Origin of the sequence: Vibrio lamellibrachiae, from assembly GCF_050337265.1 — a bacterium.
GTDB lineage: Bacteria > Pseudomonadota > Gammaproteobacteria > Enterobacterales > Vibrionaceae > Vibrio > Vibrio kyushuensis.
Genome location: NZ_JAKJSU010000005.1, coordinates 461,266 through 477,989 on the forward strand (window position 1 = coordinate 461,266; position 16,724 = coordinate 477,989).

At 40.9% G+C, this 16,724-nt stretch carries 16 protein-coding genes; 8 read left to right on the top strand and 8 right to left on the bottom strand.

The window, feature by feature from the left end; all coding sequences use genetic code 11:
• The first annotated feature begins 75 nt into the window (after positions 1-75).
• From L4C54_RS07645 to L4C54_RS07655, 3 genes are all read left to right on the top strand, one after another.
• A complete protein-coding gene (locus L4C54_RS07645; RefSeq protein WP_428807702.1) occupies positions 76-351 on the top strand; it encodes an FxsA family protein in 276 nt (91 codons plus the stop codon).
• A 294-nt stretch (positions 352-645) separates the two neighbouring features.
• Positions 646-1,131, top strand: a complete 486-nt coding sequence (locus tag L4C54_RS07650) for an acyl-CoA thioesterase (protein WP_428799797.1) — start codon at positions 646-648, stop codon at positions 1,129-1,131.
• 189 nt (positions 1,132-1,320) lie between these two features.
• Positions 1,321-1,566 (top strand): hypothetical protein, encoded by a 246-nt coding sequence (locus L4C54_RS07655; protein ID WP_428799796.1) that lies wholly within the window; start codon positions 1,321-1,323, stop codon positions 1,564-1,566.
• A 467-nt stretch (positions 1,567-2,033) separates the two neighbouring features.
• On the opposite strand, the gene malG is transcribed toward L4C54_RS07655, so the two are convergent.
• The 3 genes from malG to malE all read right to left on the bottom strand — a co-directional run bounded on the left by malG (position 2,034) and on the right by malE (position 5,774).
• Entirely contained in the window at positions 2,034-2,924 is an 891-nt protein-coding gene (malG, locus tag L4C54_RS07660; RefSeq protein WP_428807703.1) for a maltose ABC transporter permease MalG, read from the bottom strand.
• Positions 2,925-2,935: 11 nt separating this feature from the next.
• Complete coding sequence (gene malF / locus L4C54_RS07665; protein WP_428799794.1) at positions 2,936-4,510, bottom strand: maltose ABC transporter permease MalF; 1,575 nt, start codon at positions 4,508-4,510, stop codon at positions 2,936-2,938.
• 82 nt (positions 4,511-4,592) lie between these two features.
• Positions 4,593-5,774: a maltose/maltodextrin ABC transporter substrate-binding protein MalE gene (gene malE, locus L4C54_RS07670; RefSeq protein ID WP_428799793.1), complete on the bottom strand. Its 1,182-nt coding sequence runs from the start codon at positions 5,772-5,774 to the stop codon at positions 4,593-4,595.
• Between the two features lie 789 nt (positions 5,775-6,563).
• Between malE and malK the strand changes: the two genes are divergently transcribed.
• Positions 6,564-7,685: a maltose/maltodextrin ABC transporter ATP-binding protein MalK gene (malK, locus tag L4C54_RS07675; protein ID WP_428799792.1), complete on the top strand. Its 1,122-nt coding sequence runs from the start codon at positions 6,564-6,566 to the stop codon at positions 7,683-7,685.
• Positions 7,686-7,852: 167 nt separating this feature from the next.
• Here the strand turns inward: malK and L4C54_RS07680 are convergent, their stop codons facing one another.
• The gene (locus L4C54_RS07680) at positions 7,853-8,386 is read right to left on the bottom strand and encodes an ATP:cob(I)alamin adenosyltransferase (protein WP_428807704.1); all 534 of its coding nucleotides are present in this window, start codon (positions 8,384-8,386) and stop codon (positions 7,853-7,855) included.
• Between the two features lie 84 nt (positions 8,387-8,470).
• Entirely contained in the window at positions 8,471-9,031 is a 561-nt protein-coding gene (locus L4C54_RS07685; RefSeq protein ID WP_428799790.1) for an aldolase/citrate lyase/malate synthase family protein, read from the bottom strand.
• A 246-nt stretch (positions 9,032-9,277) separates the two neighbouring features.
• On the opposite strand from L4C54_RS07685, the gene L4C54_RS07690 reads away from it, so the two are divergent.
• A complete protein-coding gene (locus tag L4C54_RS07690) occupies positions 9,278-10,792 on the top strand; it encodes a DUF3612 domain-containing protein (protein WP_428799789.1) in 1,515 nt (504 codons plus the stop codon).
• Between the two features lie 398 nt (positions 10,793-11,190).
• Positions 11,191-11,709, top strand: a complete 519-nt coding sequence (locus L4C54_RS07695) for a GNAT family N-acetyltransferase (RefSeq protein WP_428807705.1) — start codon at positions 11,191-11,193, stop codon at positions 11,707-11,709.
• Positions 11,710-11,760: 51 nt separating this feature from the next.
• Here L4C54_RS07695 and L4C54_RS07700 read toward each other — a convergent pair whose 3' ends face one another.
• Positions 11,761-13,125 carry a diguanylate cyclase gene (locus L4C54_RS07700; RefSeq protein ID WP_428807706.1) on the bottom strand — a complete coding sequence of 455 codons (1,365 nt, stop codon included), beginning with the start codon at positions 13,123-13,125 and terminating at the stop codon, positions 11,761-11,763.
• A 297-nt stretch (positions 13,126-13,422) separates the two neighbouring features.
• Between L4C54_RS07700 and L4C54_RS07705 the strand changes: the two genes are divergently transcribed.
• Positions 13,423-14,586: a DUF3541 domain-containing protein gene (locus L4C54_RS07705; RefSeq protein WP_428807707.1), complete on the top strand. Its 1,164-nt coding sequence runs from the start codon at positions 13,423-13,425 to the stop codon at positions 14,584-14,586.
• A 148-nt stretch (positions 14,587-14,734) separates the two neighbouring features.
• Positions 14,735-15,907 carry a diguanylate cyclase gene (locus L4C54_RS07710; RefSeq protein WP_428807708.1) on the top strand — a complete coding sequence of 391 codons (1,173 nt, stop codon included), beginning with the start codon at positions 14,735-14,737 and terminating at the stop codon, positions 15,905-15,907.
• Here L4C54_RS07710 and L4C54_RS07715 read toward each other — a convergent pair.
• Both L4C54_RS07715 and ppnP read right to left on the bottom strand, forming a co-directional pair.
• Entirely contained in the window at positions 15,904-16,179 is a 276-nt protein-coding gene (locus L4C54_RS07715; protein ID WP_428799784.1) for a hypothetical protein, read from the bottom strand. The two genes, L4C54_RS07710 and L4C54_RS07715, sit on opposite strands and share 4 nt — an antisense overlap.
• Before the next feature lie 224 nt (positions 16,180-16,403).
• Positions 16,404-16,700, bottom strand: coding sequence for a pyrimidine/purine nucleoside phosphorylase (gene ppnP, locus L4C54_RS07720; protein WP_428807709.1), 297 nt, complete (start codon positions 16,698-16,700; stop codon positions 16,404-16,406).
• Positions 16,701-16,724 lie beyond the last annotated feature (24 nt).

A 16,724-nucleotide genomic window follows, 5' to 3' on the forward strand; every position in this document is an offset into this window, starting at 1 on the left:
ACTCACTTTAACCGTTCATCTTTCATTCATCTACTATCCATTAGAATGCTTAAATCACGTAAGAGGTAAATATAAATGAATAGATTGATAGTAAGCACGCTGGCATTAATCACAGGTTTTTTCACTCTAGTGTTTGCATTGGTGATGGCTATTCCATTAACTATCGTTGCACTGATCACAGGTAAACGCCTTCAGAAGCAGATGCAGAATCAAATGAATAATCGTACTTTCAGTTTTGATGGCCAGACTCAATACGCCAACGCCCATTCAAATATGAATAGCCAATCAACTGTAAACAACAATACAAATACGATTGATGGCGAATATGAAGAAGTAAACAAAAAGGCATAACGCTTTTAGTACTCACACTAAAACAGTTCCCCCTGAAATGAGCCTAACTTCGCTACGTTTTTACTGAATAGGACGTAATAAAAGGTAGGCTCTTTTCTTCCCTCTTAAGCTCTCTAGAATTTTCTCCGTTTCATCGATTATCCCTAAACCCCTCAAATAAACTACGCTTTACCTTAAGCACAACATTAAACCTAACAGCCAGGTGGCCATGAATATGTTACAGTTTGTTAACTTTTAAGCGCCTAAATGGGTGTATTGAATGTTAGTAGACATATAACAATAAAGGATTGAAGTATGAGCAGTGGAAAAAGAGAAATAACATTGCGATTTTTAGCTGAGCCGAGTGATGTAAATTTTGGTGGTAAAGTCCACGGGGGCGCGGCCATGAAATGGATCGATTTGGCCGCCTACGCATGTTCTGCTGCATGGAGCGGTAAATATTGTATTACGGCGTACGCTGGCGGGATTCGTTTTGTTGCACCGATTCATGTTGGGAACTTAGTTGAAGTTAGCGCGAAGGTAATATACACCGGCAGAAGTTCTATGCATATTGCCATTGACGTACAAGCGAGCGATCCTAAAGAGCTTAATAACCGCCTTACGACCCATTGTATTGTGATCATGGTAGCGGTCGATGAAAATGGGAACTCAACCCAGGTCCCAGAATGGATTCCAACAACGGAAGAAGATATTCACTTGCGTGATTCTGCCCTTCGACTGATCAATATGCGAAAAGAGATTGGCGAAGAGATGGAAGCTCACGTTAAGTATTTAAAATAGCCTTTTCATTATTTATTGGAATAGATAAGCTAAAACCGAACACTAGAAAGCCCAAGCACTTCATTATCTTGATAACTTGGGTTTTTATTTTTCAATTTTGTGTCAATAACCCTATCTGTCATTTTTCTTTCATCTAGGTTTGCTTTAATTTGCTATCAATGTCGAGCTAGCGATTTAAAGGACAACTACTTGAAACTTGGAAAAACCACATTAAGTGAAGCCACAATTAACAACCTTAAAGCGGTTGAGTATCAATGGGTCCGTACTATGTACGTTGGAGGCTATAACGATTCTGAGATCAACCATTACATTCAAACCTGTTTTGGTGGTGATGACACTTTTGCCGATCTGTTTCGAAAAGTTGCTTTAAAACAAGAAAGTATCTACGTTCTTTTGCAATACCTTGGCTGTGCTCCTTCCAACCGGGAGCTGTAAACTTAAATCGATTATCCCGAAATACCGACTCAATCACATTCATATGTAACTCAGCCCTTCATTACATATTCATTTTGATGATCACTCGCATGCTCCTATCCGAAGGCTGTTCTGTTTGTTACAACACCCTATACTCATTCCTGTTGTTACCATTCACTCTAATTACAGTTCCATTTAGTCTCTAATTTACTTTTTCTAATTAAACTAGGATCTGGTTAGCCAAGTAACTTTGGTATAAGTGAATCTACGTATCTAAAGCCCTACTCAAGCATTAGATATAAAAAAACCCAAGCAATGCTCGGGTTTTGGTTACAAAAACTGTTAGTAAAATTTTAGTAAGGAATCAAGCTAACAGCCAGCTATGCGTAACGCCAGAACTGCTCTTAGACTTAACGGATCGGCGGCCAAACCTGAAAGTGTTAAGCTTCGAACAAATGGGCGATCCGTAAGGGTCGCCCTTATCATTATTATCCTTTCACACCGCCGGCTGTAAGTCCTCCGACAAGCCAACGCTGCGCAAGCAAAAATACAATAGTGATAGGTAATGCAGAAAGTACCGCTGCTGCTGCAAAGTCACCCCATAAGTAGTTCTGAGGGTACAAGTACTGCTGCATTCCAACCGCTAGTGTGTACGAGTTTACATCAGAAAGTAACAAAGATGCTACAGGAACTTCACCGACTACCATAATAAACGACAATATAAACACGACAGCTAGGATTGGTACTGAAAGCGGCAATAATACCAGTCTAAACGCCTGCCACGGTGTTGCGCCATCGAGTGCCGCCGCTTCTTCTAGCGAATTATCAATCGACTCAAAGTAGCCTTTAATGGTCCACACATGCAACGCAATGCCGCCTAAGTAAGAGAAGATCAAACCACCGTGAGTATTTAAGCCAAGGAATGGGATGTATTGCCCAAGCTTGTCAAACAACGCATAAATCGCCACCAATGCCAGTACCGCAGGGAACATTTGGAAGATCATCATCGCTTTCAAGATGGTGTTCTTGCCTTTGAAACGCATTCTCGCAAATGCGTAGGCCGATGTAGTCGAAAGCGCCACTATTAGAATAGAGGTGATTCCCGCCACTTTGATAGAGTTCCATAACCACGTTAAAACAGGAAACGGCGGTGGTGTTACTGACCCATCTTCATGAGTAACAGTAAAGCCTAACGCTAACTTCCAATGTTCAAGCGATGGATTCTCAGGGATCAAGCTACCCGTTGCGAAGTTGCCTTCACGGAACGAAATTGCAATCACCATTAAGAGTGGAAATATGATCATCGCTAAGAATAGCCACAGTGCGATATGCGTCGCCCAAACACGATATTTTAAGGATTTACCTTGTACCATTGCCATTATAAATATCCTTAATCTTGAGATAGCTTAGTAAAGCGTAAGTTGAGTAGTGCGAGTCCACCAACAAGTAGGAAAATCAACGTTGCGATTGCACTTGCTAAGCCGAAATCTTGGCCACCAGCGCCTTCAAATGCGATTCGGTAGGTGTAGCTCACTAATAGATCGGTGTAACCTGCTGGCTCAGAAGTGCCAATCATGTTTGGACCACCTTGAGTTAACAGCTGAATCATTACAAAGTTATTGAAGTTAAACGCGAAAGCTGCAATTAGAAGCGGTGTTAATGGTTTAATCATCAACGGCAGCGTTACTTTGGTGAAGTTATGAATAAAATTCGCGCCATCAATCGCCGACGCTTCATAAAGATCTTCTGGAATCGCCTTAAGTAGTCCCATACATAGAATCATCATGTATGGAAAGCCTAACCACGTATTCACAATCAGCACCATCGATTTCGCTAAGAATGGGTCAGAGAACCACGCAGGGCTGATACCAAATATCGACTGTAAGACCATATTGATCTCACCAAAGCTTTGGTTAAACAATCCTTTAAAGATCAAGATAGAGATAAACGCAGGTACAGCGTAAGGCAAGATAAGAAGCACGCGATAAATTGCGCGTCCCTTTAGGGCTTCCCACTGAACAATACTCGCGAGAACCAAACCAATGACTAGGGTTGCAATGACCGAAACTACCGAAAACAGAACCGTCCAGATAAAAATGCTGATAAATGGTTCTTTAATTCCATCATCTTTCCAAACTCGTTCGAAGTTGTGTGTGCCAATGCCTACGATAAACCCTGGTGATACGGTTGAGCCTGTAAACTCTCCTGCTTCGTCAACCGGTTGATAGAAACCGACTTCCATATTAGCGCGAAGTATGTCGCCCGTTTCATTATTTAATAATGATTCACCATCTTCTTGCAGAGTATAAACAGGAACAACAGCGGCAAACTTTCTCAGCCCGCTCATGCGGATATCTTCACCCGTTGGTAGGTGTAAATCGACTCCATTAAGCTTGCTTCGATTTTGAATAATGGTTTTGATTTTTTCTTTGTCACCAGTCACTGAATCAACGACAGACAAATCCATATCAGTGATCGAGAGAGTTGCAAGATCAAAACTATCGGTTGCTAATAGCTGCTCACCTTTTTTTATCGCAATTCGGTGACCATTATCGGTGCTATATAGAGTAAATGGATAGCTCTCTCCACTTTGATAAGTTCTATCTAATAGAACACTTTGGGCGCGATCAAAAGAGAGTTGGTTTTTTGCGCTGTAGTTAGTAAACGCGAGCCCTACGGTGTACACCAAAGGGAAGATAATAAAGAGTATCATCCCAGCAATGCCTGGGTAGATATAGCGATGAGCGTAAGTTTTTTTGCTACCAAAAATATACAGTGCTAATGCTGTGAGAATGACGGTTAAAAGTGCGAACGCGGTTTCACCACGAGAGTACATTAAAATGGTGGCATAACCATTAACGAGACCGAGTGAACCTAAAAGTGCCCATTTGATGAATACACTCTTGCTTGTCGGCAAATTCGTTGTTGCTGATGTCATAGCATCTGTACCTTGAACTGACTGCATAGAGGAACCTACTAACGATAGATATAGATATAAAAATAGAAAAGAAGGAGAGGTTACCCTCTCCTTAAAATGGTGTTGCTTGTTATCGTGTCATCTGCTTTTCAGCATCTGCTAATGCTTCATCAACAGTTTGACGACCATCAACAATATTGATGATTGCGTTCTTCGCGCCTTCCCAGAATCCGTTCATTTGTGGGATGTTTGGCATAATTTCGCCATTCATTGCATTGTCCATTGTCGCTGCAATACGTTTGTCCGAATCAAGTTCGCGTTGGAATGAATTTAGTGCAACGGCGCCTAGTGGCTTATCATCGTTAACTTTACGTAGACCATCGTTAGTCAGTAGGTAGTTCTCGATAAACTCAACCGCTAAATCTTTATTTGGTGAAGCCGTGCTGATACCTGCAGTTAGTACGCCAACGAATGGCTTAGAAGACTGACCGTTAAATTTAGGTAGCGTTGTAACACCGTAGTTAATGCCTGATGTTTCAATGTTACCCCAAGCCCAAGGGCCATTAATCGTCATTGCAGTTTTACCTTGGTTAAAGGCAGACTCTGAAACTGAGTAGTCCATATCTGGTGAGATAACACCTTTATCGACTAGACCTTTTACAAAATTCATGGAGTCTTTCACGCCATCAACAGCAATACCTGCATCTTTTACGTTGTAGCCTTCAGCGCCGTATTTAAATGCATAACCACCATCAGCAGCCATTAGAGGCCATGTGAAGTATGGTTCTTTTAGGTTCCACATGATCGCAGTTTTGCCATCTTTCGCTAATTTAGCGTTAAGCGCTTCAACTTCTTCCCATGTTTTTGGTGGGTTTGGTACTAAATCTTTATTGTAGATAAGAGAAAGTGATTCAATTGCTACTGGGTAACCAATGAGCTTACCGTTGTATTTAACCGCATCCCATGCAAAATCAACGATGCCGTCTTTAATTTCTTTTGAAGGGTTAACTTCTGTCAATAGACCAGATTCCGCATAACCACCAAATCGGTCATGTGCCCAAAACACGATATCAGGGCCATCGCCTGTTGCAGCTACTTGAGGAAAGCGGTCTTGCAAACCATCTGGGTGAGCAACGGTCACTTTAATGCCCGTCTCTTCTTCAAACATCTTACCTACTTCAGCAAGTCCGTTATAACCTTTATCGCCGTTAATCCAGATAGTAAGTTGACCTTCATCGATAGCAGCGTTTGCACCAAAAGAGCCAAGAGCAACTAATGTACTTAGCGCTACAGTGCTTAGGGCATTTTTCATGTCTATATCCTTTTTATTTTTGTGTTGTAGGGCTTACCAAGAGGTTTGCCGTATTTCGACATACATAATGTTAGAAAAACCAAGCTAGCTCATCCTCCTACTCCCTACGCCCTTGCTATTATGGCGCATTTTCGTGATCCTTAGCATTTCACTATGTCGTACGCCGTCACAAAATAGGCACTTTATGTGACAGTTCTCACTCATGAGTGGCATATTTCTTTGAGCTTGATCGCTCTATAGGTTTCTCCTCCCCTTCAGCCTCCTCCTTTTCTACTCCCCCTAGACAATTTTCACCTAGGAGGATGTATCAATTGGCATTAAATACGACACTTAAATCATCCAAGAGTGGATGGTAGGAACCCTTTCCAGAGACTAATGCGATATTTACCTCAAGGTTAATGGCGGAATATAGCTCTGGTTTACAATGCCGATTTGGTTTCCAGTTATTAAAAAGATGTTTGCGTTTTGTTTTCTATGTTTATCTCTTGCTCTACTTGCTGAGAACTAGCAATAGCAATTGATGAATAATTTGGGGGAAACATCAAATATTAACGGGGGATGGAAACCAAATATTGGCTTTGATGGGTGTTAGTATGCTTCGATTCAATAAAGAAGTGCTCTCACCCCTTTTTCTTGCCCTAATGCCGACTTTACTTCAAGGTACATAGGCTTCAAGGTAATGGAATCAGACGGTTAAGTATTCCATCCAACAAATTACAATAATTACTGCCAATATTCCTACATGACTAGGCAGTAACGAATAAATATGATTGATTGAGGACGAGCTAGATGACGAATGTCACGTTAAAAAATGTTAGTAAAGCGTATGGCGACGTTTTGATTTCTAAAAATGTTGATCTAGAGATACACGAAGGCGAATTTGTTGTATTCGTCGGTCCATCTGGTTGCGGTAAGTCAACTCTTCTTCGTTGTATTGCCGGACTAGAAGACATCACTTCTGGTGATCTGTACATTGGTAATGAGCGAATGAACGACATTGAACCATCCAAACGTGGTGTTGGTATGGTGTTTCAATCTTACGCGCTATATCCTCACTTAAACCTATTTGACAATATGTCGTTTGGTCTAAAGCTAGCCAAAGCAGATAAAGAAGAAGTCAACAAGCGTGTTGCTCACGCTGCCGATATTTTACAGCTTACTCATCTTCTTGAACGTCAGCCTAAAGCTCTCTCTGGTGGTCAGCGTCAGCGTGTTGCCATTGGTCGAACTCTTGTTTCTCAACCAAATGTCTTTTTACTGGATGAACCACTTTCAAACTTGGATGCCGCACTTCGAGTACAGATGCGCTCTGAAATTACCAAGTTACAACGCAAACTCGGTTGCACCATGATCTACGTAACTCACGATCAAGTTGAAGCGATGACTATGGCTGATAAAATTGTGGTATTAGATGATGGCTTTGTCTCTCAGGTCGGTAAGCCTCTAGAGCTATACCATTACCCACAGAACCGCTTTGTTGCGGGCTTCATTGGCTCTCCAAAGATGAACTTCATGAGCGTCTTTATTGACGAAGTTGAAGCCGAGCGTGTCAAAGTACAACTTTCCAACGGCATGTCTTTCTGGATTCCAGTTGATGGTACAACGGTTAACCGAGGTGACCGCATGTCAATGGGTGTCCGTCCTGAGCATCTTCTTGCTGCAACTGACGGTGATGCGACCATCGAAGGTGAAGTAATGATCGTTGAAAAATTAGGTAACGAAACTCAAGTTTATCTTAATTTGGAAGGCGCAGATGCTGATGTTAACTATCGTCAACCAGATACACTTCCAGTTGAAGTCGGTGACAAATTAGAGATAGGTATTCCAGCTCATCGTTGTCATCTATTCCATAGTGATGGCAGAGCGTGTCGTCGTTTACACCAAGAAGCGGGTGTTGAACTGAATGCTTAAGTAGATATATATCTATCTTTGACTGATTACAATTCAATAACTCAATGTAACCCCTAGGAATACTCTGTTTACTAATTAAGTAAATGAGGTTGCTAGGGGTTTTTGCTTTCTAAAATGTAAGTAGCTGAAGCATTATTTACTGGCACACTAGCTACTTAATCTACCTTCTACTTAGGCATCGAATAGCTTTTACTAACAAACTCGACTTCTTGAGTGTCAGTAATGAAATTAGTATAAGAAGCTAATGTATACATTACGTTCGCAATCAAGTTTGCGTAACGAAACAGAATAGGTGCAGGGCTTTTCTTACCAGCATGTTCTATCGCCACAAGAGCTCGAACCACTTTCTTCGCATTGGTCCGACACAAGTGAAGTTCACCCGCTATTTTATGACCACCAGGAAGAACGAAGCCTTTGAAGCCACCATCTAACAGTGAACGCAAAAGGTCATAATCCCGATACAACTCTTCAAGTTCATCTTCTGTGATCGCTAGCTTTCCACGAACCGATCCATTGAGATGATAAACATTCGGCTGCAAACGCTGTAAAACGTCACGGCTAACATCATCTAAATCAAGCGTTAACACTAAGCCAATACGACTACATAACTCATCAGAGATGATCTCGAAGTCGCAAATGGGGCTATCTTCATAGATAAATGGGTAACAGATCTCTCCGTTCTTTTTGCTAACAGGTTTCACTCGCTTCCCTTACTCACACAAAAACGCCCACTGATAAGTGAGCGTTTATTAACAAATATTTTTAATATTTAAACAAAGGCTTAGCTAAATATTATAGCAATATTCTAAGGTGTAGTCCTCGCCACTTTTTGCTTTAAACTCTTTGTCTTCGCTACACGCTCTTGGTTTCCCTTTCTCATCACCTTGAACCAAGCTAATCCAGTGGCGCATCGCTACCATTTCTTGAGTAAACGTTGTACAGGTCTCTAATTCAATATCATCTATTTCCACCAGCTCAACGCACCCTGTCCCTTTATGACAACCAAATATCACTTCCACATGGCTGCCATTACCATCTTTTAAAAGAATTGAACATGGATCTTCTTTCTCTCCTGTGTAGGCAACAAAGTGTTTATTGCTCTGTAAGCCACTGTGTGTACCATCTTTGAAGTAAGCAACCATATGTCTGTAATCAATCATATAAGCGGTTACGTCTTGATGAGAGCCATTTTGTAGGGGAAAAAGACTATCAAGCAGCTGCTTTGATTTAGTTTGTTTTTCACTCTGTTGTTTCGCACTGATAGTCTCGACGGCAAAGACGGCTTCAGCGATAAATGGTTTATTGTTTGTGTTCATCTCTTTTTTATCGAATCTAAGCATATTCATAGTCTTTCCCTCTGTTTATCCAATTAAGTTCGGTAACAATTTCTGCACTCTTGAAATAGATTGCTACTACTGAATTGGATCGCTCCTGCAAAATAGATAGCTACTACTGTGTAAAATCTCATTTAGAGCAAATATTCAAAATTTACTTTCGTTTCTCTGTAAATATGTGACTTTGCTTACTTGGAAGATTAGCTAATTTTTGACTACAATTTCACAACAAAAATTTTACAATGTGAATTTTACAAAATGTCTCTATCAAAAAGCTTAGTTCGCCAGTCCCATTTCTTAGGTACTAAGATTAGAAACCTGAGAAAACGCAATCACTTAACGATGGAAGATCTCTCTGCGAGATGTATCCGTGTTAATCCTGAGTACGCGCCTTCGGTTTCTTACCTCTCGATGATAGAGCGTGGAAAACGTGTTCCTAGCGTCGATATGTTAGAAGTTGTCGCAGAAGTTTTTCAAAAAGATCCGCGATGGTTTCTTGATGACGAACCAGAACAAAGTGCTATCACACCAGATAAAGGGAATCGGGGGGGCATTAGCGGCATGGCGCTCGAGCCCAGTTTTCTGTTCTCTAATGATATTTTGCAGATTGCTATTCCGGAAATGCTCTCTCAGACGGGCATTACTGGCCGTCAATTCGCTCATCTTCTCATTCGAGCTCATCAGGAAAGCAATCAGAACCATTTCCCTCATTTAGAACGAGCTGCCGAAGAAGTTGGGCTTAAGAGGCTGAACCTCGCCATCGAAGATCTTATGGATATCGCTAAAAGCTTAGGGGTAAGGGTTCGATGGATCAAACGGACACCGCAGGATGTCGTTGATGAACTCGGTGTCAGTGCGAAACAGTTAGTCACGTCATTTTTTGAATCACCGAGCACTATCTATCTCAACGAAATATTAAGAGATTACCCTACACGACTAAAATATGATTTGGCGGTGTACATCGGTCACTGTATTTTACATCGTAAAGAGGGGCTAAAAAGCGTTCTATCGGTTGGCCATACCAACACTTGGGAAGACGCCTCTAGCCCTACCACCTCTGAGCTAAATTCACAGGATATCTTACAAGCGTGGCGGGATTTCGAATCTAGCTTCTTTGCTGGTGCGTTACTATGCCCGAAAGTACCCTTTAGACAGCTCCTTGACCGCAGTGGCTATGAGATCGATGTTCACCAGAAAGCAGGGGTATCCCCTTCTGTTGCAATGCGTCGTATGACCGTTGTTTCTCCATACCCTCACTGGCATTACTTTGATGCCTATGGGCAAAACAAACTTAAAGCAGTGTATCGAGGAAATGGCATTCCGCTTCCGTGGGGAAATATGCGGAAAGTGAATGATCCTTGCCAGCACTGGGCAGTCTTTAGACGACTATCAGAACCAAAAGACCACAGCTCCGCACAGATTTCGATTCTAAATGTTGGAGATGAGCCAAGAATCTATTGCTGTGAGTCAGTGAATATGACCGATCCAGCAGGAAATAATCGAGTACTCTGCGCTGGTATTGATCTTAACCCGGCCATTGATGCGCAAGGCGGTGACGCTCGCTCAATTGCGGAAGATCTGAAGTCGTTATGTGTGTCAAACGGTGGTAGTGCCGCTATACCAAATTACATTAAGAAAGAGTTCACAACCATCGCCAAAATCTTGAATATTAATTGGATTGAAAGGGGAATTGAATCAGACGCTCGAGTAATTTGCTCTCGCGGTGCAGTATGCCCACGTAAACCAAGTTGTTATAGTAAATGTGAAGGTTAGGGTTTAAGGATATCCAAGCAGTGTTGTGCTAAGAAGAGTAGTCACCCAAAAAGAAAAAAGCCAATCCCAAAATATGTGGGGATTGGCTATATATATCTGTGAACAAAATTGGGTTCACTAACAACGTCAGTTGGCTAGGTGACCCTCGGCTTAAGAAGGGTCAATATAGATAATGCAGTTAGTGTGCCAACTTTTATTTTGTGCTAAATGCATACAAACCGATGAATTAACGACCAGTTTCATGCAAACGCAATGCATAAGGCGATTGCAAGATGCAAGTCAATTGCAAAATGCGAACGCAAATTAAGAATATTTACAACTCATTCGTTTTCTAGCTAACCGCACTATTAGCAAATCGTGCTACAGTTTTATGAAGTTTATCCTTTCGAGATCCTTAAGTGCTGCTCAACTTAGAATTACTCTCTCATCAAGATGATCAATCATTACTCGAATTTGAAAGAGTTAATCAGTCTTGGTTTGAATCCTATGTTCCACCTCGCGAAACTGGCTTTTATACGGAATCAGGTATGACTCAACATATTAGTGAGTGCTTAGACCTTCATGAAAGAGATGAGATGTTACCTATGCTAATTAAGGACGATATTGGTCACATCATTGGTCGAATCAATCTACACAGTATCGACCTAGATGAACGTACTGCGCACCTTGGTTATAGAATCGCAAAAAATGCGATAGGAAATGGAGTAGCAACCACCGCTTCACGAAAGGTGATTGAGTTGTGTAAAGGTTATTTTCAGCTTGAGTCCTTAATCGCATTAGCCGCTACTGATAACATTGCTTCACAACGAGTTCTAACAAATAACGGGTTTGTTAAAACTCGTACTCATACCAATTACACCAGATTAAAAGGAGTCCTCATCCACTGCATTGAGTATCAGAAAATCATCGCATATTAGACATTGATTGCATCCATATTCATCTCAAAATAGACGAAAATCAGATTAGAGTTAGCTCTCAAGTTGACGACTTTTTTGCTGATACATTCTTTCATCAGCCACTTTTAAAATACTATCTATATCTGGATAGTCATGAAGGTACAGTACATAGCCAATACTTACATTAATATTAATTAGATGCTTCCCATAAATCACAGGCGTTTGGCAAAGTGCTTTTTGCAGCTCAATATTGACCACATCTACATCGTTTGTATTTGAAATTCGGGTTAAAAGAACCAGAAACTCATCACCCCCAACTCGCGCAACTAAGTCAGATGAGCGCAAAACACTTTTTAGCCTTTCAGCACAGGCAACAAGAACCTTATCACCAGCAGCGTGTCCGTAATGATCATTAATCATTTTAAATTTGTCTAAATCAATATTCAAAACAGCAAAAGCGTCGACGCAATCTTCTTGTGAGCAATCTAGAAATAAGCTTTTTAACGTGTACATAAAGTAGCGTCTATTTGGTAAAGAAGTCAGTTCATCATGAAGCGAACGATTATAAGCATTAATGTATTGGCGATAGATTACGAAGAATGAAAGCATTAAGAGCAGAGTAATAGGATACCCGAGTAGACGAGCGATGTTGACGCGATACCAAGGGGTTTGAGCTAATATATTCTCACGAACTGAAGCAGCTAACACCCAGCTCCCATAAGGGAAGTACACTGTTTGAATTTCAAATGCCTGATTAAAAACGTCTGAAGACCCAAAAATGATCTCACCATCGAGACCCTTGCTATCCACACCTCGGATGGCTAGGTTGTACTTATAATTCAATGAGTCAACACCAACCTCATGAAATAGAGAATCAAGATCAATGAGTACACTACTGCACCCCCAGTAATTCGTATTGTAAGGAGGGTCCGTAAAAATAGGAACTCGGACTATAACCCCCTGCCCGTCTCGTATCAGATCGACTGGACCTGAAATAAATACCTGCTGGATCTCACGAGCCTTTTTTACCGAAGTCCACTGTTCAGGTATGTCTCTATAATCAAGATTAATTATGTTTTCGTTTCCCGTTTCAGGGTAAACCAAACGAACAACATCATCCGGAGCAAGGGCAATAACTTGAATATGCTTCCCTTCACGCAAAACATAGCTAGCAATATCTTTCAAATTTTCTATTTCAATATTGGGATTAACGGTAACCAAAGCAGATAGGCTTTTAGCAACATATGCGTCAGACACAATAGCCGCTTCAAGCTGAGCCCGAACAATTAACAACTCCTCCTTTGCTCGTGATAAATGCTCACTGCGTAAATAGTCAACCTGGCCCCGATTGATCCACTCTATGGATGCAATGGCTGAGACAATATAGAGGAAAAATATCGTGCTTATGTAAAAACGATTGTGCTCTGTAGACTTCATTAATACCTCAAGTCATACTCGCAATGATGACCAAACTAGGAGCAATATCCTCTGCCCTTTCCATCATTATTCACTTAACAAACGCGCTTCTTTAGGATAGCTCTCGAATCTCAATTTGCGTAGATTTCATCTACATTAATGACAAAGTCGTCAGTAGTATTCTTCGGCGATTGATGCAGTTTCATTAGACCTGCCTCACTGATTATCATTTCAAGCTAAACTCTGACATTAAGCTCACAGTGACAATTAAAACCACTGATAAGTTGAAGTTATACATCACCAAAGGAAAGGTTCACCATGCGCAACACCAAGCAATTCAACCTAGTTACCCTAGCGATAACACTTCTTGCAAGTTCTCTTTCGGTTAGGGCAGCAAACACCGAATTCGCTGCGGATTCGTCAGTGAATTACGCTGCGGTGAGTGATGTCAATGTTGTTGAAGGTATTTCCAGTGATAACACAGTTAGCTATCAATCTTCAGCAAACTTAATTAAGCAAACCTATGAGAGCCAACTCTATACTCTTCCAGCGTTTAAAGAGGGGCATTATGGCTTACGAATGTACCGTCAAACATTAGACAAAAAATATGAAGCCGCTATATGGAGTGATATGGCGAGAGTGGCAAGCCGATTGAACCAATTTTCATCAGAAGTAAATACAGCCGAAGACATTTTGGTCTACTCAGAAAAGCGATTATCTGGATACAAAGGGCAAACAGATGAACGTAGCGTTCGTCGCTATACGACAACTGTCCATCACCCTGAATACCTTTATCTGGGCGTCGATTTATTAGGCTCAATGGCTCGTGCTAATGAATATGGTTTAAAACATAAAAAAGATGAAAAGCTTAGACAGGTATTACGACGCTACGATTTTGAACCCTTTGTCACCAACCCAGAGATGATCAAAGCATGGGCAGCCCAACTCGCCAATCAAGTCTATTGGTTAAGACAGTTAAATGAGCAAGATGTCGTAGAAAAATTTACCGATACATTCAAATCCGTTTATCCTGATGAAAAAGATAAAGCATTATCACCACAACAATACGGTAATAAAATTTACGGTATGACACACATCATTTTTGCAGACTCACAATACTATCAAAGGCCCATCCAAGAAAAAGATCATCAGTGGGTCTATGATTACTTCCGTGAAAACATCGATACTATCTTGCTTCGAACCAAAGAAGACATCATTGCTGAGGTAGGCATCGCCTTTTTACTAGCTGGATTGGAAGACGATCCTGTCGTAGAGAAAACACGTCAAGCTATTCAGGGTTCCATTGTTGAAGAGAAGGGAATGATTCCCTCAATTAAAGGGGACTTTGATTTAAGTTACGGGGAACATCGAAATGTACTCGCGATTATGTTACTTGATTGGCAATCACCAAATGCTGCTCCATACGTAAGTAAGCACCCTAGAGTATTTACCAATATTCCTTTTGGCCTAACAAGCAAATAGATTCACAAGGCAAATAAAAGTAGAAGATTACATAAAAACATCTGATACGTGATAGCTGTCACATTCAAAATTCGTAGACTTGCTTCAAACTAATTTTTTTCACCTAGACTTTAATCGAGTGATTGTGAAATTTGAATAAGTGAAAAAAATGCCACAGCTGGTAGGACGACATTTAGAAGAAATGGCCAATATGCGTACATCTCGAAAGAGAAGAATCGTGCTCATTTCTTCTCTAATCGTTGCTTTACTCCTGTTTTACTACGCCATAGAACAATTGAGTAACAGCCACTACTTTTTTGGTTTATTTAATCTTGGCTGTTTATCTATTGTCATTATTAATGTCTCATATTTATTAAAGCACCCACAGTCTAATTACTCTGAGATAATTCTAAGTGGCGTCCTGCTGCTACAAGCTTTAGTGCTTCTCCTTTACGGTGAGAGCATAGCAAACCGTATTTTATGGTTGTTCCCAATAATTGCTTCTATTACTTTCATCAATGAATTTAAAGTAGGTCTTCTATTTAGTTGCTCTTTCTTCTTTATCGTACTCTTTTCTGTCTTGTTCCCTGAGAGCGTCATCGTTCCAACTGACTTCTCTACTGATCGATTGTTACTTAGCCTGTTTACCCTTTTATTGATCTGTAATGTTTCATCTTATTACTACGCAAAAGCGGTCAATTACATCCAGAGCCTCTACAAGGAGGGGATCGAAGATCTCGCTTACATGGATCAACTCACTGGGCTTGCCAATCGGTGGAGCTTTGAGAACTGGGCAGTAGATAAGTTAAGAGATACACAAAGCGCTGGAACACTAACTGCACTTATATTTATCGATATTGATAACTTTAAAGAGATTAACGACAACTATGGTCACGATGTCGGAGACCGGGTACTACAACACTTCGCAGGACGTTTGAAAAACAACATTAGAACTAAGGATCGTCGAACAAATAAATATGATTACTCAATAGCTCGCTTTGCTGGAGACGAGTTTGTTGTTCTGCTATATGACGTAAAATCGCGCAAGGATTTAAACGGAATACTAGAGAGGGTCTGTCAGATCTTTACTGATAATTACAAAACTGAACAGCGTATAAACACTTTAACGGTCAGTGTTGGAGCCGCGATATACCCGACAGATGCAACAAGCTTACAAGAGCTAACACGATGTGCCGATAAAGCTATGTACTCAGCTAAACACCGAGGCAAGAACCAGTATTGCTATTATCATGATGATATTACTAAAGAAAAAGTACAACAAGAAACTGATGACCAAAGTAACATAACACCGCTAAAAAAAACTAGCGTGCCGTACACTTAACCCGCCATGTACATTGCCCACAAGCTGACGGCAGCGAGCACAATTAGCCAGATTATATATCTAGCATTATTCGGTTTGCCTTTCTTAGGTTGAATCACAGGTTTTATAGCGGCGGCTCGTGCAGCAGAAATAATAGTGGGATTTTTTTCGTATTGGTCTCTGCGCAGCTGAGCTTTGTTCGCAACATCAGTAAATCGGTGTCGTTGCTCAGTCGTTAGCTCTTTGCTTGGATCGTAACGTTGAGCGTCTGAATGCTTAGGTACAACAGCCATAATCTCCTCCTTAACAACTGTCCTATATTTACATGCGTTACTTATAGTGTAGTAAACTCTGCTTTAAACAACGTTAATTAGCTCATGTTTTCAACAGGTAATCCTTGATACCTAGCAAATTTCTCGCCAAGTCGAACTATTATCCATGACCAGATTATTCATGACTATGCTCTATGCGGAGTAACCCAAAGAACAGATCTGTTCTTTGGGCATCTAAACATAAGCTATAAATACTCACATAGGTAGGCAGTTGGCACTGACACTTTTACATCAAACGACGAATCAGCAATGACGTCAAATGACTCACCATCAGAAAACGTGACCCAATCGTTGTCGTCAACACGTTTAATTGTCAATCCCCCCTTAACAACCGTCATTTTTTCTGCTGCTGCTGTACCAAACGTATAGCTGCCTACTGCCATTACACCAACACTGCTTTGAGCTTCTTGTTGAGAAAAACCCAATGACTTAACGTTTCCTTCAAAATACTCATTTACGTTTATTTGCGTATCTGTATTCATTGTTACTTCCCTATAATCATTCAA

Bases quoted from the DNA above. Each gene is read 5' to 3' on its own strand.
- L4C54_RS07710 (WP_428807708.1), top strand. From the start codon at position 14,735: ATGCCACAGCTGGTAGGACGACATTTAGAAGAAATGGCCAATATGCGT.
- malG (WP_428807703.1), bottom strand. From the start codon at position 2,924: ATGGCAATGGTACAAGGTAAATCCTTAAAATATCGTGTTTGGGCGACG.
- L4C54_RS07700 (WP_428807706.1), bottom strand. From the start codon at position 13,125: ATGAAGTCTACAGAGCACAATCGTTTTTACATAAGCACGATATTTTTC.
- L4C54_RS07645 (WP_428807702.1), top strand. From the start codon at position 76: ATGAATAGATTGATAGTAAGCACGCTGGCATTAATCACAGGTTTTTTC.
- L4C54_RS07650 (WP_428799797.1), top strand. From the start codon at position 646: ATGAGCAGTGGAAAAAGAGAAATAACATTGCGATTTTTAGCTGAGCCG.
- malK (WP_428799792.1), top strand. From the start codon at position 6,564: ATGACGAATGTCACGTTAAAAAATGTTAGTAAAGCGTATGGCGACGTT.
- L4C54_RS07685 (WP_428799790.1), bottom strand. From the start codon at position 9,031: ATGAATATGCTTAGATTCGATAAAAAAGAGATGAACACAAACAATAAA.
- L4C54_RS07705 (WP_428807707.1), top strand. From the start codon at position 13,423: ATGCGCAACACCAAGCAATTCAACCTAGTTACCCTAGCGATAACACTT.
- ppnP (WP_428807709.1), bottom strand. From the start codon at position 16,700: ATGAATACAGATACGCAAATAAACGTAAATGAGTATTTTGAAGGAAAC.
- L4C54_RS07690 (WP_428799789.1), top strand. From the start codon at position 9,278: ATGTCTCTATCAAAAAGCTTAGTTCGCCAGTCCCATTTCTTAGGTACT.
- malE (WP_428799793.1), bottom strand. From the start codon at position 5,774: ATGAAAAATGCCCTAAGCACTGTAGCGCTAAGTACATTAGTTGCTCTT.
- L4C54_RS07715 (WP_428799784.1), bottom strand. From the start codon at position 16,179: ATGGCTGTTGTACCTAAGCATTCAGACGCTCAACGTTACGATCCAAGC.
- malF (WP_428799794.1), bottom strand. From the start codon at position 4,510: ATGCAGTCAGTTCAAGGTACAGATGCTATGACATCAGCAACAACGAAT.